Consider the following 24,841-nt stretch of genomic DNA (forward strand, 5'->3'; position numbering starts at 1 on the left):
AGACGTTACCGTCCGGGCCGCAGCGCCTGTCCAAGCTCGACATGACGATTTGAGAAGACGGAAGAAGATGAAACACGGCTTCGCGGGTCTGGTCCGCTACCATGCCAAGCGCACCGCTATCACCGGCGGGCTCGAGGCTGCGCATCTGCTTGCGCGGGCGCGGCTGATGGGCGCGGCTCGCGGGCGCGGGGCGATCTTCACCCTGCATCATGTTCGCCCGAAGGTTCCGCGAGCTTTCGATCCCAACGCCCACCTGGAAATCACACCGGCATTCCTCGAAGAGGCGATCGTGACATTGAAGCGGGACGGCTATCGCCTCGTCCCGCTGGATGACCTGCCCGCCTGCCTCGCTTCCGTCGATAACCGGCCCTTCGCCTGCTTCACTCTCGATGACGGCTACCGCAATAATCTCGATCACGCCCTGCCGGTCTTCGAGCGCCACGGCGTGCCCTTCACCGTTTTCGTCACGGCCGGTTATCTCGACCGCAGCCATACGCTCTGGTGGGAAACGATCGCCGATCTCCTGTCCGTCTGCGGCAGGTTTCGTTTCGATTTCGGCGCAGGTGAGGAAGCAGTAGCGAGCGACAACCTTGCGCAGAAGCAGGCCGCCTTCGATCGGGTCGCCGCCTATGTCCATGGCAGCGATGAGGCCCATGCGCTCGCGACACTGAATAAGGCCGCGCACGAGCACGGCATCGACCCGCTGGCCATCACCGAGCGTCTGACGCTCGACGAGGAGGGTCTCCGGAGCCTGATCCGAAGTCCGCTTGCGAGCCTCGGCGGGCACACGGTCAGCCATCGCGCACTCGCGCGGCTTGGCGACGACGAGGCGCGCCGCGAAATTTCAGCCTCCGCCGAACGCGTCAGGACGATCACCGGTCGCCGGCCCTCTAGCTTCGCCTATCCCTATGGAGACAGGCTCGCGGTTTCGCCCCGCGATCATTTGCTGGCGGCGGAACTCGGATTTGCCGTGGCGGTGACGACGCAGCCCGGCATGCTGTCCGAGGCTGCAAATCCTCATGCGCTGCCGCGGATTTCGCTCAACGGCCATTTCCAGGCCGCGCGCTATGTGACCGCGCTCGGTTCCGGCATCCCGTTCCGGCTCCTTGCCCGCCGGGCAGGTTGAGGCGCGGTGGCAGCGTCTTTTCGTCAGGGATACATCCGCACTTTCGTCCAACCACCATCCGGCGTTTCGCGGCGGAACTCGACACGGTCGTGCAGCCGGAAGGGGCGGTCGTGCCAGAATTCGATCGACAGCGGCCGGATGCGGAATCCGGACCAGTAGTCCGGACGTGGAATCTCGCCGATCGCATGCCGCGCCGTGTACTCGGCGACGGCCTTCTCCAGCGCAAAGCGGCTTTCGAGCGGCCGTGACTGCTTCGATGCCCAGGCGCCGATGCGGCTGCCGCGGGGCCGGCTCATGAAATATTCGTCGGCTTCCTCGTCGGAGACGATTTCGACCGGACCGCGCAGACGCACCTGGCGGCGCAGCGATTTCCAGTGGAAACACAGGGCCGCCTTGCGGGTCGCGAGCATTTCCCGGCCTTTCTGACTCTCGAAATTCGTGTACAAGACGAAGCCGCGTTCGTCGAACCCCTTGAGCAGGACCATGCGCACATTGGGCATGCCATCCGGGTCGACGGTCGCAAGGGCGACGGCGTTCGGATCGTTCACCTCGCTCTTTTCGGCTTCCTTCAGCCATGTGCCAAAAAGGGAAAAGGGCTCGCTTGCTTCCGTGAAGTCACCGGTTATTAACTCGTTCGCGGTCATATTGTTTTCCAATGCCGTGTGTCTGGCGCGGGAACGCTTCGGGATGAGCCCGAGTGGTGTTTCCGCATCGTAATAATGTCAGAGCCTGCCTGCGGACTTCCTCGGGACGTGGTGCGCTCTGGCGAGTCTGACAGGATTGCCGTGCAAGACATAGCAAAGCGGAACGATAGCAAGAAGGGTCTTTCCTTCGCATTGCTGCGCAGCGCGGCAATTTGCGTGACGATTCTCGCTCTGCCGGGGTGCATGGGCGCGGGCCTCGACGTCTTCGGGGGATCGGGCGTCGATCGTTCGGTCTCGACCGGAACCGTGCCGGTGGCGAAGACATCCGACGGCCTTTCCGATGCCATAGCCGTGCGCGACCTCGTTACCTCTGCCGACATCAGTCAGGGCCACGACAGCACCATCCCCTGGGCCAATGCGAATTCCGGCAGCGCCGGCGTCATCAGCAGCATCCAGGAAGACCATGCCTCGGGCATGCGTTGCCGCCGCTTCACGACGACCCGGCACTCCTTCGAGGGCATTGCCAAGTTCGATGGCAACACCTGCCAGCTCGGCAACGGGGAATGGTACCTGACGAGCTTCGGCCCGCGGAGCTGAAATCGCAGGTTAACCATATTGCCGCAAAGCGGCCGGCGAAGCGTCCCGGACGATGCTTTCGGCAGCGCGTCCCCGCCTCCGACTAACCGATAGTTAGCAACTTCGCCCGATCATCTCTCGTGGACGGAGAAGGTTTTCCCAGACCCTCTTCGATCGTCGTGAGGTGTCAGGCGGGCATCCGGGGAAGGACCGCCGAGTAAAGAAAATGATAGCAGCCATGCGCGATCCCTATGCAATTCTTGGTGTGCGTCGCACCGCCGGGCAAGAGGAAATCAAGGCGGCCTGGCGCTCCGTAGCCAGAGCGGTCCACCCCGATCACAACCAGGACGATCCCACCGCCAACGAGCGCTTCGCGGAAGCGGGCAGGGCCTATGAGCTGCTTCGCGACCCGGTGCGCAGAAGCCGCTACGACTGGGCGCGGCGCGAGGCGGAGCTTCGTCGCATGGAGGCGATGAAGGAGAAGATGCGAGGCGCGGAGGTGCCGGACGAGCCTGTCGGCGCCGAAACGGCCGAGGAAGCGATTTCGCGCATATTCGGCGTCGAGCCGCAGGCCACTGCCGCGAGGCCGAAGTCTTCCGCGCGTCCCGCCGAAAGGGAACGTGCGCCGGTGGAAGCCAAAACCGAGCCTGCCGCCGAAGCAAAACAAGAGCAGCCGAAAGCCGACGCGCTTGCCCGTCGCTCGATCATGCCGGCGGCGGATCTGGTCGCGGCGATCGTCCAGCGTATTCGCGGACGCATCGCGAAAACGGCCGAGAAGGTGCCCGATCTTGCCGTCGACGTTCACGCCAGCGTCGAAGACGTGATCAATCTCGCGCGCGTGCCGGTGGAGCTTCCGGATGGAGAGCTGCTGAAGGTCCCCATCCCGGCCGGCGCGACGGACGGCCAGGCGATCCGCCTGAAGGAGCAGGGCTACCGTGTTGCCGGGATGGCGCGCGGCGACGTGGTGGCAACCCTGCGCCTCAGTCAGGACGGCCCGTTCCGGACCCGCGGTCTCGACCTCGTCACCACATTGCCGATCGATCTTCAGAACGCGGTTCTCGGCTGCGAAACGACGATCGAGGCACCGAACGGACCGCTCACGGTGGCCGTACCGGCTTGGTCGGGCTCCGACAAGGAGATCCGCATCGCCGGCAAGGGCTTGCGCGGCGCCGACGGGGAAAGCGGCGACCTGATCGTCGAATTGCGGGTGGTGCTGCATGAAAAACCGGACGACAAGGTGACGGACCTCATGCGATCCCAACGTGACGGCCTCTTTTTATGAAGCTTTTCTGACAAGCTGAACCAATATTACGGGGACTAACAGTTCCTGATCCGCCTCCTGCTTGAACCGCTGTGGCGCCTATGCCATAGGCAATGCTCGACAATTTGCCGCACCCGCTGCAGGAGGCGCGGCATCCTGGCATTTGTGAAATTTTGCCACCGGCAGCAGCTGGTGGAGGCAGACAGTATTGGGGACATTCCATGGCTCAGGCATCGGGTCTGATGAATGGCAAGCGCGGCGTCATCATGGGCGTCGCAAACAATCGCTCGATTGCGTGGGGCATCGCGAAGGCCTTGGCCGAGGCAGGGGCTGAAATCGCGCTGACATGGCAGGGCGATGCTTTGAAAAAGCGCGTCGAGCCGCTGGCGCAGGAGCTTGGTGCCTTCATGGCCGGCCATTGCGATGTGACCGACCTCGCCACGATCGATGCCGTATTCTCGGCCCTCGAAGAGAAGTGGGGCAAGATCGATTTCGTTGTGCACGCGATCGCCTTTTCCGACAAGGACGAATTGACGGGGCGCTACCTGGATACGAGCCGCGACAACTTCGCGCGTACGATGGACATTTCGGTCTATTCCTTCACGGCGGTCGCCGCACGTGCGGATCGCGTCATGAACGACGGCGGCTCGATACTGACGCTCACCTATTACGGCGCCGAGAAGGTTATGCCGCACTATAACGTCATGGGTGTCGCCAAGGCGGCCCTCGAGGCAAGCGTTCGCTATCTGGCGGTCGACCTCGGCAACCGCGGCATCCGCGTCAACGCGATCTCCGCCGGTCCCATCAAGACGCTTGCTGCGTCCGGCATCGGTGATTTCCGCTACATCCTGAAGTGGAACGAATACAACGCCCCGCTGAAGCGCACCGTCTCGATCGAGGAGGTCGGCAATTCTGCCCTCTACCTGCTTTCCGATCTGTCGAGCGGCGTTACGGGCGAAGTCCATCACGTCGATTCCGGCTACCACACGGTCGGCATGAAGGCCGTTGACGCGCCGGACATCAGCGTTCTGAAGGATTGACAGCCTTTGCTCGACAGCCGCCATGCGTCCTTCGGCCGCATGGCGGCTGTAACACTTTGAACTGCTGCATGTTCTATCTTCAAACCGGCTGCGGTTTGCGGATTGTGCGGTAGGGATCGCGGCGGCTCGCCCGGAGTGGACATTGTGCTCATCTACATGGTTCGCCATGGACAAACGGACTGGAATGCGGAGAGCCGCCTTCAGGGTCAGAAGGACATCCCCCTCAACGAGACCGGGCGGCAGCAGGCGACCGGGAACGGCGTCGCGTTGAGCAGGATCATCGGGAGCGGCGCGGCCGACTTCGATTTCGTCAGCAGCCCGCTCGGCCGTACGCGCGAAACCATGGAGCGTCTTCGGCGGGCGATGGATCTCGATCCCTTGGCCTACCGCACCGACGAGCGTCTGAAGGAAGTGTCCTTCGGCGACTGGGAAGGCTACACGCTTCCCGAACTGAAGCGGCTCGTGCCCGAGCGGATCGCGGAGAGGCGCGTCGCGAAATGGGATTTCATTCCGCCCGGTCCTGACGCCGAGAGCTACGAAATCCTGTCCTGGCGTGTTGGTGCCTGGCTCAGGAGCGTAACGCGGCCTACGGTCTGCGTCAGCCATGGCGGCGTTATCAGGGCATTGTTCAAGCTGCTTGGGGAGATGGATGCCGATGAGGCGGCGGCCGCTGCGATACCGCAGGACCGCCTGCTGAAAATCGTGGATGGCTCGATAGGCTGGCTCTGACGCCGCAAACCTACTGAAGGATCTCCAGGTCGTTGATGACGCGCTTGCCGTCGACCTCGGTGTAGAAGACAAGCACCTTGACGCCGGCCTCCAGCCCCTCGAAGTTGAACTCCTCTGGCGCCTGGTAGCTCTTGCCGTCATCGAGGGAGAGGCTCAGCCGGTCGGTATCGACGCTGGTGATCACGGCTTCGACGTCGGCACTCTCGGCAAGCGCGGAGAGCGGCGAAAGCAGGCTTGCGGTGGCCATGAGCGTGGCAATGACAAATCGCATCCTTCTTGCCCTCTTCAATGATTCTGCGAATTTTGTTGTCCTCACGCTTTGATCCCCGATTGTGGCAAAAGTAGCCCTATGTTGTTGCTTTTTCGATGCAGTTGCCCACCGCATGGGAGGGTGAAGGCCGGTTCAGAGAATTACAACCCGATGATTCCGTGAAAGCGGCGGAGCGGCTCTGCGGCAGCCGCTCTCGCCGGGTTTTCCACGGGAATTTCACGGCATCTTCCTTAAGGCGCCAAGCCTGGGGAACAGGGGAGATGGCACCCGCGCCAGCCGCCGCCGCAGAAGGACTTTCCCGCGTGCCCGCTTTCCACTAAGAGAGGGCACGCGCGTCTGACGCGTGGCCCTCGGAGCGGGCCAGCTGCGGCTCCGGGGTGATTGGAATAGACGCGAGGGGTCCATCGGCCATCTTCGCGATCCGGAGTTCGGTAGCCGCCATGTCGCACAATACATTCGGTCATCTTTTCCGCGTCACGACCTGGGGCGAAAGCCACGGTCCCGCACTTGGCTGTGTCGTCGACGGGTGTCCGCCCGGAATTCGCTTCACGCTCGCCGAAGTCCAGGCCTGGCTCGACAAGCGCAAGCCCGGCCAGTCGCGCTTCGTCACCCAGCGTCGTGAGGACGACCTTGTGAAGGTCCTTTCCGGCGTGATGCTCGATGACGACGGCGAGACGATGATTTCGACCGGTACGCCGATCTCGATGATGATCGAGAATACCGACCAGCGTTCCAAGGATTATTCCGAGATCGCCAAGCGATACCGTCCCGGCCATGCCGACTATACCTACGATGCGAAATACGGCATCCGCGACTACCGCGGCGGCGGCCGCTCCTCGGCGCGCGAGACGGCTGCGCGCGTGGCGGCGGGCGCTATCGCGCGCAAGGTCGTGCCGGGCCTGGTGGTCCGCGGTGCACTCGTCCAGATCGGCAAGCACCGGATCGACCGGTCCAATTGGGACTGGACGGAAGTGAACAACAATCCGTTCTTCGCACCCGACCCGGCGATCGTGCCCGTCTGGGAAGAATATCTCGACGGCATCCGCAAAGCGGGATCGTCGATCGGCGCCGTGGTCGAGGTGGTTGCCGAAGGCGTTCCGGCGGGCATCGGCGCGCCGATCTATGCGAAGCTCGATCAGGATATCGCCGCCAATCTGATGTCCATCAACGCGGTCAAAGGCGTCGAGATCGGCAACGGCTTTGCCGCAGCCGAGATCAGCGGCGAGGAGAACGCCGACGAGATGCGCATCGGGGCGCAGGGCGAGCCGGTTTTCCTGTCCAACAATGCCGGCGGCATTCTGGGCGGGATCGCGACCGGGCAGCCGGTCGTTGCGCGCTTCGCCATCAAGCCGACTTCGTCCATTCTCACGGAGCGCCGTTCGATCGACAGCGACGGCAAGGAGGTCGACGTGCGCACCAAGGGCCGCCACGACCCCTGCGTCGGCATTCGGGCGGTGCCGATCGGGGAGGCCATGCTTGCCTGCGCCATCGCCGATCATTATCTGCGTGACCGCGGTCAGACCGGGCGGCTGAAGTAACTCCACTGCTGCAGCGGCCTTTGCGCGTCTGAAAGACGCGCGGCGCTGCAGGAAAAGGTGCGCAGCGGTTTTCCGTCTGGAATTGCGCAAACAAGATATTCGCGGAGGCAATATATATGTCCTACGACCAGAAGCGCGTCGTCGAAGCCATTCGCGCCTTCGAAGCAGGCGAGATCGTCGTCGTCACCGACGACGGCGGCCGTGAGAACGAGGGCGACCTGATCGTCGCAGCGGTGCACTGCACGCCTGAGAAGATGGCGTTCATCGTGCGCCATACCTCCGGCATCGTCTGCACGCCGATGCCGCGCGAGGAGGCAAAACGCCTCAACCTGAATGCGATGGTTGCCGAGAACGACTCCGCCCACACCACCGCCTTCACGGTGTCGGTCGATTTCAAGCACGGGACCACGACCGGCATTTCCGCAGACGACCGAACGCTTACGGTCAGAAACCTTGCCAATCCGAATGTCGGGCCGACGGATTTCGTCCGGCCGGGCCACATATTCCCTCTCGTGGCGCGCGAGGGCGGCGTGCTGATGCGCTCCGGCCATACCGAGGCCGCCGTCGATCTCTGCAGGCTCGCGAGCCTGCCGCCGATCGGCGTCATCTGCGAACTCGTCAACGATGACGGCACCGTCATGCGTGGGCCGCAGGTCGAAGCCTTCGCGGAAACGCACGGCCTGAAGCAGGTCTCCGTGGCCGATCTCATTGCCTATCGCCAGCGCAAGGAGACCTTGATCGAGCAGGGCCATTCCTTCGAAATGGACACGCCCTACGGCAAGGCCAAGGGCCACACCTATTCGCTGCCCTGGGACACGATGCAGCACCTGGCCGTGGTTTTCGGAGACATTCGCGACGGCGTCGACATTCCGGTGCGTCTCCACCTCGAGAATGTCGGAGCCGACGTCTTCGGCCGCGGCCGCCAGATCGACGAGATCATGAAGCGCATCGCCGCCGAGGGGAGGGGCGTCATCGTCTATCTGCGGGAGGGCTCCGTGGGGGTCGGAATTTCGCAGACAGCGCGAAAGGGCAAGCACGAGAGGGAGGTCCACTCGGAGGCACAGGAGCGCGAAAGCGAGTGGCTGGAGATCGGCCTCGGCGCCCAGATCCTGAAAGACCTCGGCATCACCTCCATTCGCCTTCTTTCGTCGCGCGAGCGGCATTATGTCGGCCTGGAGGGCTTCGGCATCAAGATCGCCGCGACCGAGATTCTGTAAATCCGGAAGAGCCCAAAATAAAAGCCGCGTCACCCGACGCGGCTCCCTCGCCTTGAAGCAAGCTGCCGTTACGGCAGGGCGTCGTAGCCTTCGTCGAAGCCCTTGAGGTCGACGGGGATGCCAATGCCTTCCTCGGGCGACTGGAAAACGATGAAGGTCGCCGTCGCGCCGGCGCGGAAGGTCTTGAGAAGCTCGTCTTCGAGCACGACCTCGGCGTAGCAGCCGTCGGAGAAGCAGCGCACGAAATAGGCGCGGCCGATGTCCTTGCCGTCGACATTGAGGCCGAGGCCGTTCGGCAGGAGCACGCCGAGCGGCGCAAGCACCCGAAGGATCTTCGCCTTGCGGTCGGCGGTCTTGAGGACGACGACCGAGAGACCGACTTCAGGCCTGTCTTCGGCGATGACGTTCTGCATCAGCGCGCACTGTTCGGCCGAGGCGCCCGCCGGCTGGTCGCAGACGATCGACCACGCGCCGTGATTTGACTTCACCGTGCCCGGCGTTGCGTTGGATTGCTGGGCCAAGCTTGCTGCGGGGAGTGCGAAGGCGGCAATTGCGAGCGCGGCCAGGGCGGGCAGCCGGGAGAAGAGGGACAGGCCCATGTAAACCTCAAAAACCTCGAATCATTAGGGCTATTCTTGAAGCGCGCGAGGATAAATGAAAAGCCCTGGTCGTTACATTCCAGTGTCATATGGCCGAAATTGGGCCCTCCCGGTACGAAATCGGCGTGCCGAGGGCCGCTTTCTCTCCGCCGGTGAGCGTGGCTGCCCGCAAATGGGGCGGCGAATGACCGGTCCGCGCGCGGGCGCCGGTGCGTGGGAGGGCTTTCGACCGGTTGCGAGGTCTCCTGTGCGAAAACTTCCGCTTTGTGCAAAAATGCCGCACGAGGTTGCTCGGACAGATGTTGCGGCGCTGGTCAAACTGTGGTTTGAAGCGCTTCAGTATCGCAGGGATTCTGCGTTCCGGGTTTGATCCTGATCAAGCGCATTGGGGAGACGTAATTGTGAAAAACAAGGCCTATGCAGTTCTGGCAGCGCTTGCCTGTCTGCTTTTTGCTTCGAGCGCCTTTGCTGACAAGCCTGTCGACTGGCAGACGAACTTTCAGGCGGCTGCTACGGGCATCATGGAAGAAATCACGTGGTTTGAACACTACACCCTGTGGTTCATCATTCCGATCACACTTTTCGTTCTCCTGCTGCTGGTCATCGTGGTCGTCAAGTTCCGCGAGAGTGCCAATCCTGTTCCGTCGAGGACCAGCCACAATACGCTGATCGAAGTCGTCTGGACGGTCGGCCCGGTTATCGTGCTGCTTTTCCTTGCGATTCCCTCATTCCAGCTTTTGACCGCGCAACTCACGCCTCCGGAGAATCCGGACCTGACGGTCAAGGCGACCGGCAACCAGTGGTACTGGTCCTATGAATATGAGGTCGGCGAAAACCCGCTCTCCTTTGACAGCCTGCTCCTGAAGGACGAGGATCGTGCGGGCCTCGGCAAAGAGGACAAGGCGCAGTATCCGCGTCTTCTCGCCGTCGACAACGAAGTCGTCGTGCCGGTCGGCAAAACCGTTCGCCTGCTCGTCACGGCTGCCGACGTAATTCATGCCTTCGCCATGCCGGCTTTCGGCGTCAAGATCGACGCGGTTCCCGGCCGTCTCAACGAGACCTGGTTCAAGGCCGACCGCGAAGGTCTCTATTACGGCCAGTGTTCCGAGCTCTGCGGCAAGGATCACGCCTATATGCCGATCGCCGTCCGCGTTGTCGCGCAGGATAAATACGACGCCTGGCTCGCCGCCGCCGCAACCAATGTCGGCGAAGCGAACAAGGCGCTCATGGCGTCCGTCGACGGCGCGGCCAAGGCCGTTGACGTCGCTGAAAACGCCGCACAGTAATCGGAAGTGGAGCTTGACCATGGCTGGAACAGCCGTTCATCACGATCAACGCCATGATCATTCCGATCATGGCCACGCGGACCACGCGCACAAGCCGCTGACCTTCTTTCAGCGCTGGTTCCTGTCGACCAACCACAAGGACATCGGTACGCTCTACCTGATCTTCGCGATCATCGCCGGCATCATCGGCGGCACGCTGTCGGTCTTCATGCGCGCCGAACTGCAGGAGCCGGGCATCCAGATCTTCCACGGTCTGGCCCAGATGGTCTATGGTTTCGAGGGTGATGCTGCCATCGACGGCGGCAAGCACATGTTCAACGTCTTCACGACCGCTCACGCGCTGATCATGATCTTCTTCATGGTCATGCCGGCGCTGATCGGCGGCTTCGCCAACTGGATGGTGCCGATCATGATCGGTGCGCCGGACATGGCGTTCCCGCGCATGAACAACATTTCCTTCTGGCTGATCGTGCCGGCCTTCCTGCTGGTGCTGCTTTCGATGTTCGTCGAAGGTCCTGCAGGCGCCTATGGCGCGGGCGGCGGCTGGACGATCTATCCGCCATTCTCGACATCCGGCATGCCCGGGCCCGCGATGGATCTCGCGATCCTCGGCCTGCACATCGCCGGCGCCTCGTCGATCCTCGGCGCGATCAACTTCATCACCACCATCCTCAACATGCGCGCTCCGGGCATGACGCTGCACAAGATGCCGCTCTTTGCCTGGTCGGTTCTGATCACCGCCTTCCTGCTCCTGCTCTCGCTGCCGGTTCTCGCAGGCGCGATCACCATGCTGCTGACGGACCGCAACTTCGGCACGACCTTCTTCGCGCCGGAAGGCGGCGGCGACCCGATCCTGTTTCAGCACCTGTTCTGGTTCTTCGGTCACCCGGAAGTGTACATTCTGATTCTGCCGGGCTTCGGCATCGTCAGCCACATCATCTCGACCTTCTCGCGCAAGCCGATCTTCGGTTATCTCGGCATGGCCTACGCCATGGTCGCGATCGGCGCCGTCGGCTTCATCGTGTGGGCGCACCACATGTACACGGTCGGCATGTCGCTCCAGACGCAGCGCTACTTCGTCTTCGCGACGATGGTCATCGCCGTGCCGACGGGTGTGAAGATCTTCTCCTGGATTGCGACGATGTGGGGCGGCTCGATCCGCTTCGCGACGCCGATGGTCTGGGCGATCGGCTTCATCTTCCTGTTCACCGTCGGCGGCGTCACGGGTGTCCAGCTCGCCAATGCCGGCCTCGACCGTGCGCTGCACGACACCTATTACGTGGTGGCGCACTTCCACTACGTGCTGTCGCTCGGCGCCGTCTTCGCAATCTTCGCGGCTTGGTACTACTGGTTCCCGAAGATGACCGGCTACATGTACTCGGAGTTTCTCGGCAAGCTGCATTTCTGGGTGATGTTCGTCGGCGTTAACCTGATCTTCTTCCCGCAGCACTTCCTCGGGCTCGCAGGCATGCCGCGCCGTTACATCGATTATCCGGACGCCTTTGCCGGCTGGAACATGGTTTCGTCCTACGGCTCCTACATCGCGGCAGTCGGCGTGCTGATCTTCCTCTTCTGTGTCGCCGAAGCTTTCGCGAAGAAGCGCGTTGCGGGGGATAACCCCTGGGGCGAAGGCGCCAACACGCTGGAATGGCAGCTGTCTTCGCCGCCGCCGTTCCACCAGTGGGAGCAGCTCCCGCGGATCAAGTGACGGGTAACGAACAGAAGCCGCCGGTTTCGGCGGCTTCTCCCCGCCGGCAGGCCGGCGTGACGCGGCTGTTTCTGCCGCAGCAAGTTCAAGGTACGGACATGACGGTCATCGGCAATCACGAGGTAGTTGGCATGGAAGGCGCACCGCGACTTTCCGAGGCCTCTGCACGCGATTATTTCGAGCTCCTGAAGCCGCGTGTCATGTCTCTCGTCGTCTTCACCGCATTCGCCGGGCTCGTCCTTGCCCCCGGCCATATCAATCCGTTCATCGGCTTCACCGCCATTCTATGCATCGCCATCGGAGCCGGCGCTTCCGGTGCGCTGAACATGTGGTACGACGCGGATATCGACGCGGTGATGAGCCGCACGGCCAAGCGTCCGATTCCGGCTGGCAAGATTCTGCCCCAGGAGGCGCTTGCCTTCGGACTGACCCTGTCGGCGTTCTCGGTTATCATCCTCGGGCTCGCCGTCCACTGGCTCGCAGCCGGGTTGCTCGCCTTCACGATTTTCTTCTACGTGGCCATCTATACGATGTGGCTGAAGCGCTCGACGCCGCAGAACATCGTCATCGGTGGAGCCGCCGGGGCCTTCCCCCCGATGATAGGCTGGGCCTGCGTGACCGGCGGCGTGTCGGTCGAGAGCATCGTGCTCTTCCTCATAATCTTTCTCTGGACGCCGGCGCATTTCTGGGCCCTGGCTCTCTTCAAGATGGGTGATTACGGCGCGGTCGGCGTGCCGATGATGCCGAATGTCTGCGGGGAGGCGACGACCAAGCGGCAGATCGTCATTTACGCAGTGCTCACCGCAGTCAGCGGCGTCTGTCCCACCTTGCTCGGCTTCGCGAGCCTCGGCTATGGAGCCTTTGCCACGGCCATGGGGCTCGGCTTCGTCTGGTATTCGCTGGGCGTACTGCGCATGCCTGAAGGCGACAAGCGCATGGTGCCGGCGAAAAAGCTCTTCGCATTCTCGATCGCGTATCTTTTCGCGATATTCTCGGCGCTCCTGGTTGATTACGCGATCGCCCGGATCTGGCTTGGAGGCATTGTCTGATGGAAACCGTTGAACTCAACGAGGCTCAGAAGAAGTCCCGCCGCGGCCGCAACATCGCGCTCGGCCTCGTGCTGGCGGCCCTGGTCGCAATTTTCTACGTCGTCACGCTGGTCAAGGTCGGCGGCGGCATGGTGAATTGAAGGCATTGCGCATGGCGGACAATGGGCAGGCAGATCGGAAGGAACGCTCGAACGGCGTGATCGTCGTCACGTGCCTTGCCTTTGTGGCAGGCATGATCGGCATGGCCTATGCGGCCGTTCCGCTCTACGACATGTTCTGCCGGGTCACGGGCTATAACGGCACCACGCAGCGGGTCGAGCAGGCATCCGACCTCATCCTCGACGAGAAGATCAAGGTCACGTTCGACGCCAACGTCGCTGCCGGACTGCCCTGGGAGTTCGTCCCGGTTCAACGGGATATCGACGTCAGAATCGGCGAGACGGTGCAGATCATGTACCGTGCGAAGAACCTGGCTTCCACGCCGACGACGGGCCAGGCGACCTTCAACGTGACGCCGATGGCGGCCGGTGCCTATTTCAACAAGGTGCAATGCTTCTGCTTCACGGAGACCACGCTTGAGCCGGGCGAGGAAATGGAGATGCCGGTCGTCTTCTTCGTCGATCCGGAGATCGTCAAGCCGGTCGAGACGCAGGGCATCAAGACTTTGACGCTGTCCTACACCTTCTACCCGCGCGAACCCTCCAAGCCGGTCGCGCAAGTGAAGGCGAAGGCCGAAAACAAACTTTGACATGAGCGCCTTTTCGGCTATGCCGGACGGCGACAAGAGAGGACTATCGGGGGTTATCGACATGGCCGGAGCGCACCAGAAGCAACACGACTATCACATCATCGACCCGAGCCCGTGGCCGCTGCTTGCCTCCATCGGAGCCTTCGTCATGGCCTTCGGCGGCGTCGGCTACATGCGCTATCTCTCCGGCGGCTCGTTCAAGATGTTCGGGCTTGAGTTCGCCAATCCGTGGGTCTTCTTCATCGGTCTGGCGCTGATCCTTTACACCATGTTCGGCTGGTGGTCGGACACCATCAAGGAAGCGCATGAGGGCCACCATACCCGCGTCGTGTCGCTGCACCTGCGCTACGGCATGATCATGTTCATCGCTTCCGAGGTGATGTTCTTCGCTGCCTGGTTCTGGGCTTTCTTCGACGCCAGCCTCTTTCCCGGTGAAGCGATCCAGGCCGCGCGCGCCGAGTTCACCGGCGGCGTCTGGCCGCCGAAGGGCATCGAGGTCCTCGATCCCTGGCACCTGCCGCTCTACAACACCGTCATCCTGCTGCTCTCCGGCACGACGGCGACCTGGGCACACCATGCGCTGCTGCACAACGATCGCAAGGGCCTCGTCTACGGCCTGACGCTCACGGTCCTGCTCGGCGTTCTCTTCTCCTACGTGCAGGGCTACGAATATGCGCACGCGCCGTTCGCTTTCAAGGATTCGATCTACGGCGCGACCTTCTTCATGGCGACCGGCTTCCACGGTTTCCACGTGCTGGTCGGCACGATCTTCCTGCTCGTCTGCCTGCTGCGCGCCCTGCGGGGCGACTTCACGCCGAAGCACCACTTCGGCTTCGAGGCGGCGGCCTGGTACTGGCATTTCGTCGACGTCGTCTGGCTGTTCCTCTTCTTCTCCATCTATATCTGGGGTGGCTGGGGCGCGCCGATCGCCCACGGCTGACGCCGTTATGCTTCGATGATGACGGGGCGGCTGAGAGGCCGCCCCGTTTTCTTTGAACATATGGCTTATTTCGGCTGGCTGGCGTTTTTGACGCAGATGTTCGATTGGACGAATGGCTGCATTGCCGTTACCAATGCCGAGATGGACGAAATCCGGGACATGGTTCCCAACAATACCGCGATCGTGACCAACCCATGAACGAAGACAAGGCGCTCTATCCGCCCGTCGATCCCGTGATGACGGGAATCAAGGGTCTTTGCCCCCGCTGCGGCCAGGGAAAGCTCTTCGACGGGCTGCTGAAGGTTCGGCCGGCCTGCAGCAGTTGCGAGCTCGATTATGGTTTCGCGGATTCCGGCGATGGTCCGGTCGTCTTCGTCATCCTGATCGTCGGTTTCGTGGTCGTCGGCGCGGCGCTCTGGATGGAGATCAATGTCAACCCGCCGCTCTGGCTGCATTTCCTCCTGTGGATTCCGCTTGCAACCGTCTTGAGCCTGGCGCTGACGCGTATGCTGAAGGGCGTGCTCATCAATCTGCAATACCGCAACAATGCACGTCCGGGTGAAATCGACCGTGGTTGACGAGCGCATGCCGGCTCCGCGCAGCCGCGCCGGCCGTGCGGCGGGCGTTGTCCTGGTGCTCGCCGCTTTCGCTGTGCTCGTGTCGCTGGGCACCTGGCAGATGCAACGGCTGCATTGGAAGGAGGCGCTGATCGGCGCAATTGCCGAGCGGCGCTCGGCGCCGGCCGTCTCGTTCGACAAGATCGAGGCCATGGCCGCGGCCGGCGGGGATATCGACTACCGGACAGTGTACCTGTCCGGCGTGTACGACCACGGCAAGGAGCGCCATTTCTTCGCCACCCATGAAGGCCGCACGGGCTTCTACGTCTTCACGCCTCTTATGCTGGCCGACGGCCGGGCCATTTTCGTGAACCGCGGCTTCGTCCCCTTCGAGAAGAAGGATGCCTCCACGCGGGCCGAAGGGCAGATCGCCGGAAGTGTGACCATCAACGGTCTGGCGCGGCCGAAGCTTTCCGGAAAGCCGTCGTCCCTGGTACCGGACAACGACGCCGCCAAGAACATCTTCTACTGGAAGGACCTCGATACGATGGCGGACTCTGCCGGCCTCGCATCCGATCGCGTCGTTTCCTTCTTTATCGATGCGGATGCATCGGACAATCCCGGCGGTCTGCCGATCGGCGGCGTGACCCAGTTCGATCTGCCGAACAATCACCTGCAATATGCGCTGACCTGGTACGGCCTTGCAGCCGCCCTCGTCGCCGTCAGCGGCATCTACATCTACCGGCGCAGGCGGTAGGGCGCGCCGGTTCTTCCTTGTGTGCCCGATCGTTGCCGCTATATATGGCCCATGCCGACATCCGGCTTTGTTCGTTCCACTGGCGTTTTCATGATGGCCCCATCCGCAGCAGCAAAAACCCCGATCACCATCCGCCTCTGCGGGCCGCGTGGCTTCTGCGCGGGCGTCGACCGGGCGATCCAGATCGTGGTGCTCGCGCTCAAGGAGTTCGGCGCGCCGGTCTATGTCCGTCATGAGATCGTGCATAACCGTTACGTGGTGGAGGGGCTCGAAGCCAAGGGGGCGATTTTCGTCGAGGAGCTCGACGAGATCCCGCCCGAGCACCGCAAGCAGCCCGTGGTCTTCTCCGCCCATGGCGTGCCCAAATCCGTTCCGGCCGATGCGGACGAGCGCAATCTCTTCTATCTCGACGCCACCTGCCCGCTCGTCTCGAAGGTGCACAAGCAGGCGATGCGCCATCATCGCATGGGACGCCACGTCGTGCTGATCGGCCATGCCGGACATCCCGAGGTCATCGGCACCATGGGGCAATTGCCGGAGGGGGCGGTCTCCCTCGTCGAGACCGTCGAGGATGCCGACGTCTATATGCCGCCGGACGCGGACAATCTCGGTTTCGTTACGCAGACGACGCTCTCGGTCGACGATACCGCCGGCGTCATCAAGCGGCTGCATGAGCGCTTTCCGAACCTGACGGCACCTGCGGCCGATTCGATCTGCTATGCCACCACGAACCGGCAGGAAGCGGTGAAGCAGGCGGCGCCCGGCTGCGACCTTTTCCTGGTCGTCGGCGCACCCAATTCATCGAACTCGAAGCGCCTCGTCGAGGTTGCGCTGAGGGCAGGGGCGAAAAAAGCCGTCCTCGTCCAGCGCGCCTCGGAAATCGACTGGGCGACGGTGGGGGATATCTCGATGGTCGGGTTGTCGGCGGGTGCTTCCGCGCCGGAGGTGATCGTCAACGAGATCATCGAAGCGTTCCGCGAGCGCTACGATGCCACGGTCGAGCTTGCCGACACGGTGGAGGAAAACGAGCACTTTCTCGTCAACCGCGAGCTCCGGCACGTCGAACTGACGGGGGCCGACATGGCCTTCGTCAACGGCGAGTAGCGCAGCTAGAGCATTTCAATGTTTCATGGAAACACTGGAAGGCTCTACCCATTTGAACCAACGCACTTCCGGACGGAAAACCGTTACACACTTTTCCTGGAAGTGCTCTAGCCGCTTAGATTCTCGCAATTCGCATCTCTGGAAAGTAACGCGCCTTGGCAGTTTATACCGATATCACGGAAGACGAGCTGATCCGTTTCCTCGCCGCCTATGAGGTGGGATCGCTGACCTCCTACAAGGGGATCGCCGAAGGCGTGGAGAATTCAAACTTCCTTCTCCACACGACCAAAGGGGCCTATATCCTCACGCTCTACGAGAAGCGGGTAAACGCCGACGATCTGCCGTTTTTCCTGGGCCTCATGCATCACCTCGCCGAGCGTGGGCTTTCCTGCCCGCTGCCCCTTCCACGCGCCGACGGCAAGCTTCTCGGAACGCTCTCAGGAAGACCTGCGGCCGTGATCTCGTTTCTGGAAGGCATGTGGCTGAGGAAGCCCGAGGCGCAGCACTGCCGCGAGGTCGGCCGGGCGCTCGCATCGATGCACCAGGCGGGCGAGGGCTTTCCCCTGAAGCGCCCCAACGCGCTCTCCGTCGAAGGCTGGCGATCGCTATGGCGGAACTCCGAAGCGCGTGCCGACGAGGTTCAAGCCGGCCTCAAGGACGAGATCGCGACGGAGCTCGCCTCTATCGAGGAGCATTGGCCGAAAGACCTGCCGGAAGGCGTGATCCACGCTGATCTCTTCCCGGACAACGTGTTTTTCCTAGGCGATCGTCTTTCCGGCCTTATCGATTTCTATTTCGCCTGCAACGATTTCCTCGCCTACGACGTCGCCATCTGCCTGAACTCCTGGTGCTTCGAGAAGGATGGCTCCTACAACATCACCAAGGGCATGGCGCTGCTTTCCGGCTATGAGAGCGTGCGGAGATTGACGGCGGAAGAGGACGAGGCGCTGCCGCTGCTTGCGCGCGGGTCCGCGCTCCGCTTCTTCCTGACGCGCCTCTATGACTGGCTGATGACGCCGCCGGGCGCGCTTGTGGTCAAGAAAGATCCGCTCGAATATCTGACGAAGATCCGCTTCCACCGCGCCATCGTCTCGAGCGCCGAATATGGCCTCAGACGCGAAGAGGCCCCGGCATGAAGCACGTCGACATCTTTACCGACGGTGCGTGCTCGGGAAATCCCGGACCGGGCGGTTGGGGCGCGGTCCTGCGATACGGCGACGTGGAGAAGGAAATGTCCGGCGGAGAGGCGGAGACGACGAACAACCGCATGGAGCTTCTCGCGGCGATCTCTGCCCTCAACGCGCTCAGGCAGCCCTGCGAGGTCGATCTCCATACCGACAGCAAATATGTGATGGACGGTATCTCCAAATGGATACACGGCTGGAAGCGCAACGGCTGGAAAACCGGCGACCGGAAGCCGGTGAAGAACGGCGAGTTATGGCAGGCGCTCGATGAGGCAAGGAACCGCCACAACGTGACCTGGCACTGGGTGAAGGGCCACGCCGGCCATCCGGAGAACGAACGCGCCGACGAACTTGCGCGCAAGGGCATGGAACCGTTCAAGAAGGCGCGTCGTGCGGACGCGGTGAAATAGAAAGCTCTCCGTCTGTTATTGCCCCTCATCCCGCTGCCGCGACCTTCTCCCCGCACGCGGGGAGAAGGGGCAAGCGGCGAACGCCCCGGGGTCTTTCCCGAGCGCTCGCTCTAGAACTGGAGCATGCCGCTTGTCCCTTCGCCCCGCGTGCGGGGAGAAGGTGGCCGGCAGGCCGGATGAGGGGCAGATGCACGCAGTCCGTTTTAAGAATCAAAGCAGCTCAAGCATCGCGGCCGCACCGGAAGCGGTCGCCTGTCCCGGGCTTTCCTCGATGTTCAGCGCCTTGACGACGCCGTCCTCGACCAGCATCGAATAGCGTTTCGAGCGGATGCCGAGCGTGCCGGCCGAAAGATCGATCTCCATCCCGATCGCCTTGGTAAAGGCGGCATTCCAGTCCGAGAGGAAATGGATCTTGCCCATGCCGCCGGAATGGGTCGCCCAGGCGCCCATCACATGCAGGTCGTTGACCGCGACAACGGCGATGTCGTCGACCCCGCGCGCAAGAATGGCATCGCGATTTTCCAGATAGCCGGGCAGGTGGTTGAGCGAGCAGGTCGGGGTAAAAGCACCCGGCACGGCGAAAAGAACCACGCGTTTGCCCTTGAAGAGCTGCTCGGTCGTTACCTCGACTGGGCCGTCTGCGGTCTTCTCCTTGAAGGTGGCGTTGGGCAGCTTGTCTCCGACGGCAATGGTCACTGGTCTCTCCTCGTCTCTATGCAGTAGCGGGGTTTCGCAGGACTATAGGGTCGGCTCAATCAAAGGCAAGCATCGTTTCCATGCTGCGGCTGCCCGCGCGCAGGGTGAGCGTGATCGGCTTTCCCGCGATGTTCTTGTCCTTGCCGGAGAGCTTCACCGGAACGTCGGCCCGACGCTCGGCGCCCTGCGCACCGTGAAAAACCGGCTTGCCGAAAAAGACGCCGGGCGGCCCGGCGAGAAAGAGATCGGCTGACCCGGCAGCCGCATCCGGCGGCAACAGGAACTCGAGTCGTACCATGCCGGCGGCCGCATCGAATTTCGCGTTCACCACCCTGAAGTTCTCGGACGGCTGCTCCGGCAGTGCGGAGAAAGCCTTTTCGATGCGCGCACCGTCGAGCGGATTGTCGAACTCGCCGCTTTTGAGCGCGACGGTCACATCCCCCTGCACGGGAATGCAGATATCTTCGCAGATGCCGAGGAAGACGGAGGCCCGGATGGTGACGTCTCCGCCGTTGCCGGTCCTCTTCAGCGTCAGCGGGAACGCCACCGGCACATCATATCCGGTGTAGCGTCCCGGTCCTTCGCCGAACGTCTTCGGCACCGGGAAGCGGATCGACTGCAGCGAGACGCCGCCGGAGGGATCGAGGGTGACCTGCGGCGGTATGCCGCTTGCGCCCGGATCCCGCCAATAGGTCTTCCAGCCGGGGTTGAGCCGAACCTCGAGAATGGCGGGAATGGCACCATCCGGCTTCGGTTGCGAAGCGACAATGCGGAAATCGCCGCCGGGTGAGGTCACCCATTCGCTGGCGGCTCCATAGGACCGGGCAGGCAGAAAAAAAGCGAGGAAAAGGCTTGCCGTCGCGATGCGCTGGGCCATCTTCATTGGGGTCGAGCGTCGGGTCATGCCAAAGCTGTATCGCGTTTCGCCCTTGGTCTCCAGCGGTCCCGGTATGCCGCTGCGATCATAATTGCTTGATCGGCAAGACGAGAGCATGGACAGGGTGTCGCTTGCGTGGGCGCAAATTTCGGCGAACGCCACGTAGAAGCGCTTTTCATTTCGTCGCGAATTGATAGGCTATCATCATCATGGCGAAAAACGTGCTGCATACGATACGCGAACGCGGCTTCCTTGACGGTCAATTCCTGATCGCCATGCCCGGCATGTTCGACACCAATTTCGCCCGGACGGTCATCTTCGTCTGCGCCCATTCCGAAGACGGGGCGATGGGCTTCATCCTGAATCGTCCGCAGCGCCTGACCTTCCCGGATGTTCTGCTGCACCTGCAGCTTCTCGACCCGGATGAGGCGATCCGCCTGCCGTCGGCTACGCGCGAGTTCCAGATCCAGGCCGGGGGCCCCGTTGAGACCGGGCGCGGCTTCGTACTGCATTCGGACGATTACCTGAGCGACTCCAGCATTCCCGTCAGTGACGACATCTGCCTCACGGCGACGCTCGATATCGTCAGGGCGATCTCGCGCGGCGAGGGACCTCTCAAGGCGACCATGCTGCTCGGCTATGCGGGCTGGGGCCCAGGCCAGCTGGAGGCCGAAATCACCCAGAACGGCTGGCTGACCTGTCCTGCGCAGGAGGAGCTGATCTTCAGCCGGGACCTCGACGAGAAGTACGACAGAGCGCTGGCCCTGATGGGTGTCAGCCCGGCGATGCTCTCGACGGACTCAGGCCACGCCTGAAAACTGATTGATTGCCCCTCATCCGCCTGCCGGCACCTTCTCCCCGCAGGCGGGGTGAAGGGACAAGCGGCGGTCACTCGATCATCTCTCACGCCGGGGGCTGCAGGAGGAACGTGCCGCCCCATCGCCCAATGAGCGGCTGAGGGGGCAGATGCCCTCAAGCCCGCTTCATCAGCGGAAATCGCTCCTTCAGGAGCCTCAGGATCGATTCCGATCCCACCGGCGGACCGAACAGGAAGCTCTGACCGTAGTCGCAGCCCATCTGCGCGAGCTGGATCGCATCCTCCTCGGATTCGATTCCCTCCGCGACCACCCGCATGTCGAGCTCGCGCGCCATCGTGATCACCGCGCGCAGGATGACGGCGCGCTTGTCGCTTGGATCGCGCACCAGCGCCTTGTCGATCTTGATCGTGTCGAAAGGGAAGCGGGTGAGATAGGAGAGCGACGAGTGGCCGGTGCCGAAATCGTCGAGCGCCAGCCGCAGCCCGGCCTCGCGAAGCTTTTCGAGCACGAGCCTGGCCTGCTCGGGGTTCTCCATGACAAGCGATTCCGTCAGTTCCATTTTGATCTGCGCCGGATCGCAGCGGCTCTTGCTGAGAATCGCGCGCATGTCGTCATAGAGTTCGTTGTTCAGCAGCTGTGCGCTCGACAGATTGATCGAGATGAAGATCGGCAGGTCGCCGGTCTGCGTCTGCCACTCGGCAAGATCGCTCGTGGCCTTGTCGAAGGCGAACAGGCCCAGCTGGTTTATCAGGTCGGAATTCTCCGCGATGGGGATGAATTCGGTCGGCGAAATATTTCCGCGCTTCGGATGGTCCCAGCGCATGAGGGCCTCGAAGCCGGCGATCTCGGCATCGCTGAGGCGGACGATGGGCTGGTATACGAGGGAAAGCTCCTTGCGCTCCATGGCGCGCTTCAGGTCGGCTTCGAGCTGTAGGCGGTCCGAGCCGGAGGTCCGGAAAGCCGGACGGAACGGCTCGACCCGGTTGCCGCCCGCCTTCTTGGCGCGGAACATCGCAAGCTCGGCATCGTCGAGCAGTCCGGCTGCGCTCTGCTCCTGATCGAGCCATGAGACGAGGCCGATCGAAGCGGTCAGGTTGATCTCCCGATTTCCGTAGTTGAGCGGGACCATGATCGCCTTGCTGACCGCATCGGCGAAGTCGGCGATCTTGGCCGGATCGCGCTCGGACATGAGGATCAAGCCGAACTGGTCACCGCCAAGACGCGCGAGCGTGTCCTGCGGGCGCAGAAGCCTGCGCAGGCGGCGCGTCAGCGCGATGAGGACATTGTCGCCGGCGGCGATCCCCAGCATGTCGTTGACCTGCTTGTAGCGGTCGATGTCGATGGCAAGCACGGTCGGGCGTATCGAGTTGCTGCCGTCGCCCATCAGGAGGATCGCCTGCAGGCGATCGAGAAAGACCTGTCTGTTCGGCAGGCCGGTCAGATTGTCCAGAAGTGCGTTGTGCAAGAGCCGCTCGACCGAATTGCGCTGTTCGGTGATGTCGTTGATGGTCCCGACGCATCGGATGATTTCGCCATTGGCGCCGAGCACCGGGCGCGCCCGGATCGAGAGCCAATGATAATGGCCATCCTCGGCGCGCACGCGGAATTCATGGTTGAGCCGCCCGCGGCGATGTTCGAGCAGCACGTCGAGCGTTGCGCGGAAGCGGTCGCGGTCATCGGGGTGCAGCCGCGGCACCCAGTTGCGAACCGGCCCGTTCATCGTTCCGAGCGAAAGCCCGAGCTGGTGCGAGATATCGGGAATGGTAACGACCCGGTCGCGCGCCACGTCCCAGTCCCAGACGGTATCGCCTGATCCCGTGAGCGCCAGCGCCTGGCGCTCGAGATCGGAGAAAAGACCGAGTTGATAGGCCCCGCCGGAAAAGGCGTGCTGCATGACGGTGAAGCCGATCAGGAGCACGATGAGCACGAGGCCGCCGCCGAGTGCCGGCTGCACGATGTCGTTGGCGAGTTGACCGGTCACCGCGAGCCAGGCGCCGAACAGCCACACGAGGATCAACAACCAGGCTGGAACGAGAAGGATCGCGCGGTCATAACGGTTGAAGCCCAGATAGGCGATCAGCACGATGCCGACGGTTGCCGTCAGCGCGAAGGACAGGCGGGCGATGCCGGAGGCGATCGCCGGATCGTAGACGGCGACGCCGAAAAGCAGCCCGAGGCCGAGAATCCATGCGAGCGTCGCGTAGCCGAGATGCTGATGCCAGCGATTGAGATTGAGATAGGTGAACAGGAAGACCACGAGACCGGCTGCGAGGAACACCTCGGTGCCCGCTCGCCATATGCGCTCGTCGTCGGCAGTCACGGTGATGAGCTTCGAAAGGAAGCCGAAATCGACGCAGATATAGGCAAGCACGGCCCAGGCGAGCGCGGCGGTGGCCGGCAACATCGACGTGCCCTTGACGACGAAAAGGATCGTCAGGAAAACCGCGAGCAGCCCGGCGATGCCGAGCACGATACCGCGGTACAGGGTGAAGGCGTTGACGGTATCCTTGTAGGCGTCCGGCTGCCAAAGATAGATCTGCGGCAGCTCCGGCGTGGTGAGTTCGGCAACGAAAGTGATGACCGCACCCGGATTGAGCGTGATTCGGAAGACGTCCGCTTCTTCGCTCGGTTGCCGGTCCAGCGCAAAACCCTCGCTCGGCGTGATCGAGAGTATGCGCTGCGAGCCGAGGTCGGGCCAGAAGAGCTTCGAATTCACGAGCCGGAAATGCGGTGCGACGATAACGCGTTCGAGCTGCTCTTCCGAAACATTGGCGAGCGCGAACACGGCCCAGTCACCCTGGTGATTTTCCGTGCTGGAACGCACTTCGATGCGTCTGACGATGCCGTCCGTGCCGGGGGCGGTCGAAACCTGAAAGGCGTCGCCTCTGCCGCTGTAGATCTCCGTCGTGGCGGTAAGATCGAGCGCCGTGTCCTCGCGCGAGATCTTCACCGGCTCGAGCGCATGCGCAACGCCGCCGCCAAGACCAAGGGCGAAAACGACGAGTGCGACCAGAAACGCCGCCAGCCTTGCGGCTGGCCATGCGAGCGGCTTACGGGTCAGGGGCATCAAAGGGGCAAATTCCTGTTGGGTACGGCATCGACGGAGAGGAGCGAAAACATCAAGTGGTCCCGCCACTGCCCGTTTATCTTCAAATATTGTCTCAAATAGCCTTCACGCTCAAAGCCGGCCTTTTCAAGGAGCCGGATGCTCCGTGCGTTTTCTGGAATACAGGCTGCTTCGATACGGTGCAACTCGAGCCCCTTGAAGATGTAGGGGATCGTCAGCTTCAAGGCCTCGTACATATGGCCCTGTCCGGCATGTTTCTGGCCCATCCAGTAGCCGATCATGCAGTTCTGCGCAGCGCCGCGGCGGATATGACCGATGGTGAGACCGCCAAGCAGCGTTTCGTCCGGCTTGTGGAAGAGGAAGAGCGGCACGGCCTGACCGGAGGCAAATTCCTGCTCGTTGCGATTGACGCGGCTGCGAAAGGCGCCTTCGGTCATTTCATCGGCGCGCCAGGTAGGCTCCCACGGCTCCAGGAAGGCGCGGCTTTCGCTGCGCAAGCGATACCATTGCCGGTAGTCGGCGTAGCGGGGGAGGCGGAGCAGATAATGCTGGCTGGCGATCTCGACCGTCTCCGGCTGCCGCGAAAGGAACCGAAAAACCGATCTTGTCATCTATGCCTCCAGGCCAGGACCGCGTCGA

The 24,841-nt window shown here is 62.6% G+C and carries 27 protein-coding genes; 20 read left to right on the plus strand and 7 right to left on the minus strand.

All coding sequences use genetic code 11. The features are described 5' to 3' along the window. Nucleotides 1–67 precede the first annotated feature (67 nt). Complete coding sequence (locus tag PZL22_RS22505) at nucleotides 68–1,126, plus strand: polysaccharide deacetylase family protein (protein WP_003532355.1); 1,059 nt, start codon at nucleotides 68–70, stop codon at nucleotides 1,124–1,126. A 23-nt stretch (nucleotides 1,127–1,149) separates the two neighbouring features. Here the strand turns inward: PZL22_RS22505 and pdxH are convergent, their stop codons facing one another. Further along, on the minus strand, nucleotides 1,150–1,770 hold the full coding sequence (pdxH, locus tag PZL22_RS22510) for a pyridoxamine 5'-phosphate oxidase (RefSeq protein ID WP_003532354.1): 621 nt from the start codon (nucleotides 1,768–1,770) through the stop codon (nucleotides 1,150–1,152). Nucleotides 1,771–1,911: 141 nt separating this feature from the next. Between pdxH and PZL22_RS22515 the strand changes: the two genes are divergently transcribed. The 4 genes from PZL22_RS22515 (at nucleotide 1,912) to PZL22_RS22530 (ending at nucleotide 5,376) form a co-directional block, all read left to right on the plus strand. Beyond that, entirely contained in the window at nucleotides 1,912–2,367 is a 456-nt protein-coding gene (locus PZL22_RS22515; protein ID WP_284718570.1) for an RT0821/Lpp0805 family surface protein, read from the plus strand. Nucleotides 2,368–2,572: 205 nt separating this feature from the next. Then, nucleotides 2,573–3,628 (plus strand): DnaJ C-terminal domain-containing protein, encoded by a 1,056-nt coding sequence (locus PZL22_RS22520; RefSeq protein ID WP_027992628.1) that lies wholly within the window; start codon nucleotides 2,573–2,575, stop codon nucleotides 3,626–3,628. A gap of 200 nt (nucleotides 3,629–3,828) precedes the next feature. Beyond that, complete coding sequence (gene fabI, locus PZL22_RS22525; RefSeq protein WP_003532347.1) at nucleotides 3,829–4,647, plus strand: enoyl-ACP reductase FabI; 819 nt, start codon at nucleotides 3,829–3,831, stop codon at nucleotides 4,645–4,647. A 144-nt stretch (nucleotides 4,648–4,791) separates the two neighbouring features. After that, entirely contained in the window at nucleotides 4,792–5,376 is a 585-nt protein-coding gene (locus tag PZL22_RS22530; RefSeq protein ID WP_003532346.1) for a histidine phosphatase family protein, read from the plus strand. A gap of 10 nt (nucleotides 5,377–5,386) precedes the next feature. On the opposite strand, the gene PZL22_RS22535 is transcribed toward PZL22_RS22530, so the two are convergent. Then, complete coding sequence (locus PZL22_RS22535) at nucleotides 5,387–5,647, minus strand: DUF1344 domain-containing protein (protein ID WP_003532345.1); 261 nt, start codon at nucleotides 5,645–5,647, stop codon at nucleotides 5,387–5,389. 440 nt (nucleotides 5,648–6,087) lie between these two features. Between PZL22_RS22535 and aroC the strand changes: the two genes are divergently transcribed. Beyond that, nucleotides 6,088–7,185, plus strand: coding sequence for a chorismate synthase (gene aroC, locus PZL22_RS22540; protein ID WP_003532341.1), 1,098 nt, complete (start codon nucleotides 6,088–6,090; stop codon nucleotides 7,183–7,185). 116 nt (nucleotides 7,186–7,301) lie between these two features. Next, nucleotides 7,302–8,402, plus strand: a complete 1,101-nt coding sequence (gene ribB, locus PZL22_RS22545; RefSeq protein ID WP_003532339.1) for a 3,4-dihydroxy-2-butanone-4-phosphate synthase — start codon at nucleotides 7,302–7,304, stop codon at nucleotides 8,400–8,402. Between the two features lie 68 nt (nucleotides 8,403–8,470). On the opposite strand, the gene PZL22_RS22550 is transcribed toward ribB, so the two are convergent. Further along, nucleotides 8,471–9,001, minus strand: coding sequence for an invasion associated locus B family protein (locus PZL22_RS22550; RefSeq protein ID WP_003532333.1), 531 nt, complete (start codon nucleotides 8,999–9,001; stop codon nucleotides 8,471–8,473). A gap of 401 nt (nucleotides 9,002–9,402) precedes the next feature. Here PZL22_RS22550 and coxB point away from each other — a divergent pair, with 401 nt between their 5' ends. The 12 genes from coxB to rnhA all read left to right on the plus strand — a co-directional run bounded on the left by coxB (nucleotide 9,403) and on the right by rnhA (nucleotide 18,744). Next, on the plus strand, nucleotides 9,403–10,287 hold the full coding sequence (gene coxB / locus PZL22_RS22555; RefSeq protein ID WP_003532331.1) for a cytochrome c oxidase subunit II: 885 nt from the start codon (nucleotides 9,403–9,405) through the stop codon (nucleotides 10,285–10,287). Between the two features lie 19 nt (nucleotides 10,288–10,306). Beyond that, entirely contained in the window at nucleotides 10,307–11,995 is a 1,689-nt protein-coding gene (ctaD, locus tag PZL22_RS22560) for a cytochrome c oxidase subunit I (protein WP_003532329.1), read from the plus strand. Between the two features lie 98 nt (nucleotides 11,996–12,093). After that, nucleotides 12,094–13,044, plus strand: coding sequence for a heme o synthase (locus PZL22_RS22565; RefSeq protein WP_013844112.1), 951 nt, complete (start codon nucleotides 12,094–12,096; stop codon nucleotides 13,042–13,044). Next, nucleotides 13,044–13,184 carry a cytochrome c oxidase system small membrane protein gene (locus PZL22_RS22570; RefSeq protein WP_003532326.1) on the plus strand — a complete coding sequence of 47 codons (141 nt, stop codon included), beginning with the start codon at nucleotides 13,044–13,046 and terminating at the stop codon, nucleotides 13,182–13,184. The genes PZL22_RS22565 and PZL22_RS22570 overlap by 1 nt, the downstream gene beginning before the upstream one ends. A gap of 11 nt (nucleotides 13,185–13,195) precedes the next feature. Then, nucleotides 13,196–13,792, plus strand: a complete 597-nt coding sequence (locus tag PZL22_RS22575; RefSeq protein ID WP_003532324.1) for a cytochrome c oxidase assembly protein — start codon at nucleotides 13,196–13,198, stop codon at nucleotides 13,790–13,792. Between the two features lie 61 nt (nucleotides 13,793–13,853). Continuing rightward, complete coding sequence (locus PZL22_RS22580) at nucleotides 13,854–14,732, plus strand: cytochrome c oxidase subunit 3 (RefSeq protein ID WP_003532322.1); 879 nt, start codon at nucleotides 13,854–13,856, stop codon at nucleotides 14,730–14,732. 18 nt (nucleotides 14,733–14,750) lie between these two features. Next, nucleotides 14,751–14,930, plus strand: coding sequence for a L,D-transpeptidase (locus PZL22_RS22585; protein WP_234835739.1), 180 nt, complete (start codon nucleotides 14,751–14,753; stop codon nucleotides 14,928–14,930). Further along, nucleotides 14,927–15,310: a DUF983 domain-containing protein gene (locus PZL22_RS22590; protein WP_003532319.1), complete on the plus strand. Its 384-nt coding sequence runs from the start codon at nucleotides 14,927–14,929 to the stop codon at nucleotides 15,308–15,310. The genes PZL22_RS22585 and PZL22_RS22590 overlap by 4 nt, the downstream gene beginning before the upstream one ends. Then, nucleotides 15,279–16,046, plus strand: coding sequence for an SURF1 family protein (locus PZL22_RS22595; protein ID WP_003532317.1), 768 nt, complete (start codon nucleotides 15,279–15,281; stop codon nucleotides 16,044–16,046). The genes PZL22_RS22590 and PZL22_RS22595 overlap by 32 nt, the downstream gene beginning before the upstream one ends. Before the next feature lie 93 nt (nucleotides 16,047–16,139). Beyond that, nucleotides 16,140–17,150, plus strand: coding sequence for a 4-hydroxy-3-methylbut-2-enyl diphosphate reductase (gene ispH / locus PZL22_RS22600; protein WP_003532315.1), 1,011 nt, complete (start codon nucleotides 16,140–16,142; stop codon nucleotides 17,148–17,150). A gap of 155 nt (nucleotides 17,151–17,305) precedes the next feature. Continuing rightward, nucleotides 17,306–18,286: a homoserine kinase gene (locus PZL22_RS22605; RefSeq protein ID WP_003532313.1), complete on the plus strand. Its 981-nt coding sequence runs from the start codon at nucleotides 17,306–17,308 to the stop codon at nucleotides 18,284–18,286. Next, a complete protein-coding gene (rnhA, locus tag PZL22_RS22610) occupies nucleotides 18,283–18,744 on the plus strand; it encodes a ribonuclease HI (protein WP_003532311.1) in 462 nt (153 codons plus the stop codon). The genes PZL22_RS22605 and rnhA overlap by 4 nt, the downstream gene beginning before the upstream one ends. A 210-nt stretch (nucleotides 18,745–18,954) precedes the next feature. On the opposite strand, the gene PZL22_RS22615 is transcribed toward rnhA, so the two are convergent. Beyond that, the gene (locus PZL22_RS22615; protein WP_003532309.1) at nucleotides 18,955–19,440 is read right to left on the minus strand and encodes a peroxiredoxin; all 486 of its coding nucleotides are present in this window, start codon (nucleotides 19,438–19,440) and stop codon (nucleotides 18,955–18,957) included. Nucleotides 19,441–19,495: 55 nt separating this feature from the next. Beyond that, nucleotides 19,496–20,323 carry a protein-disulfide reductase DsbD domain-containing protein gene (locus PZL22_RS22620; protein WP_003532307.1) on the minus strand — a complete coding sequence of 276 codons (828 nt, stop codon included), beginning with the start codon at nucleotides 20,321–20,323 and terminating at the stop codon, nucleotides 19,496–19,498. Nucleotides 20,324–20,526: 203 nt separating this feature from the next. Between PZL22_RS22620 and PZL22_RS22625 the strand changes: the two genes are divergently transcribed. Further along, the gene (locus PZL22_RS22625) at nucleotides 20,527–21,132 is read left to right on the plus strand and encodes a YqgE/AlgH family protein (RefSeq protein ID WP_003532305.1); all 606 of its coding nucleotides are present in this window, start codon (nucleotides 20,527–20,529) and stop codon (nucleotides 21,130–21,132) included. A gap of 157 nt (nucleotides 21,133–21,289) precedes the next feature. On the opposite strand, the gene PZL22_RS22630 is transcribed toward PZL22_RS22625, so the two are convergent. Next, nucleotides 21,290–24,202, minus strand: a complete 2,913-nt coding sequence (locus PZL22_RS22630) for a sensor domain-containing phosphodiesterase (protein WP_003532303.1) — start codon at nucleotides 24,200–24,202, stop codon at nucleotides 21,290–21,292. Continuing rightward, nucleotides 24,202–24,813, minus strand: a complete 612-nt coding sequence (locus PZL22_RS22635) for a GNAT family N-acetyltransferase (protein WP_003532301.1) — start codon at nucleotides 24,811–24,813, stop codon at nucleotides 24,202–24,204. The genes PZL22_RS22630 and PZL22_RS22635 overlap by 1 nt, the downstream gene beginning before the upstream one ends. Nucleotides 24,814–24,841 lie beyond the last annotated feature (28 nt).

Origin of the sequence: Ensifer meliloti (genome assembly GCF_030064585.1) — a bacterium.
Classification (GTDB): Bacteria; Pseudomonadota; Alphaproteobacteria; order Rhizobiales; family Rhizobiaceae; genus Sinorhizobium; species Sinorhizobium meliloti.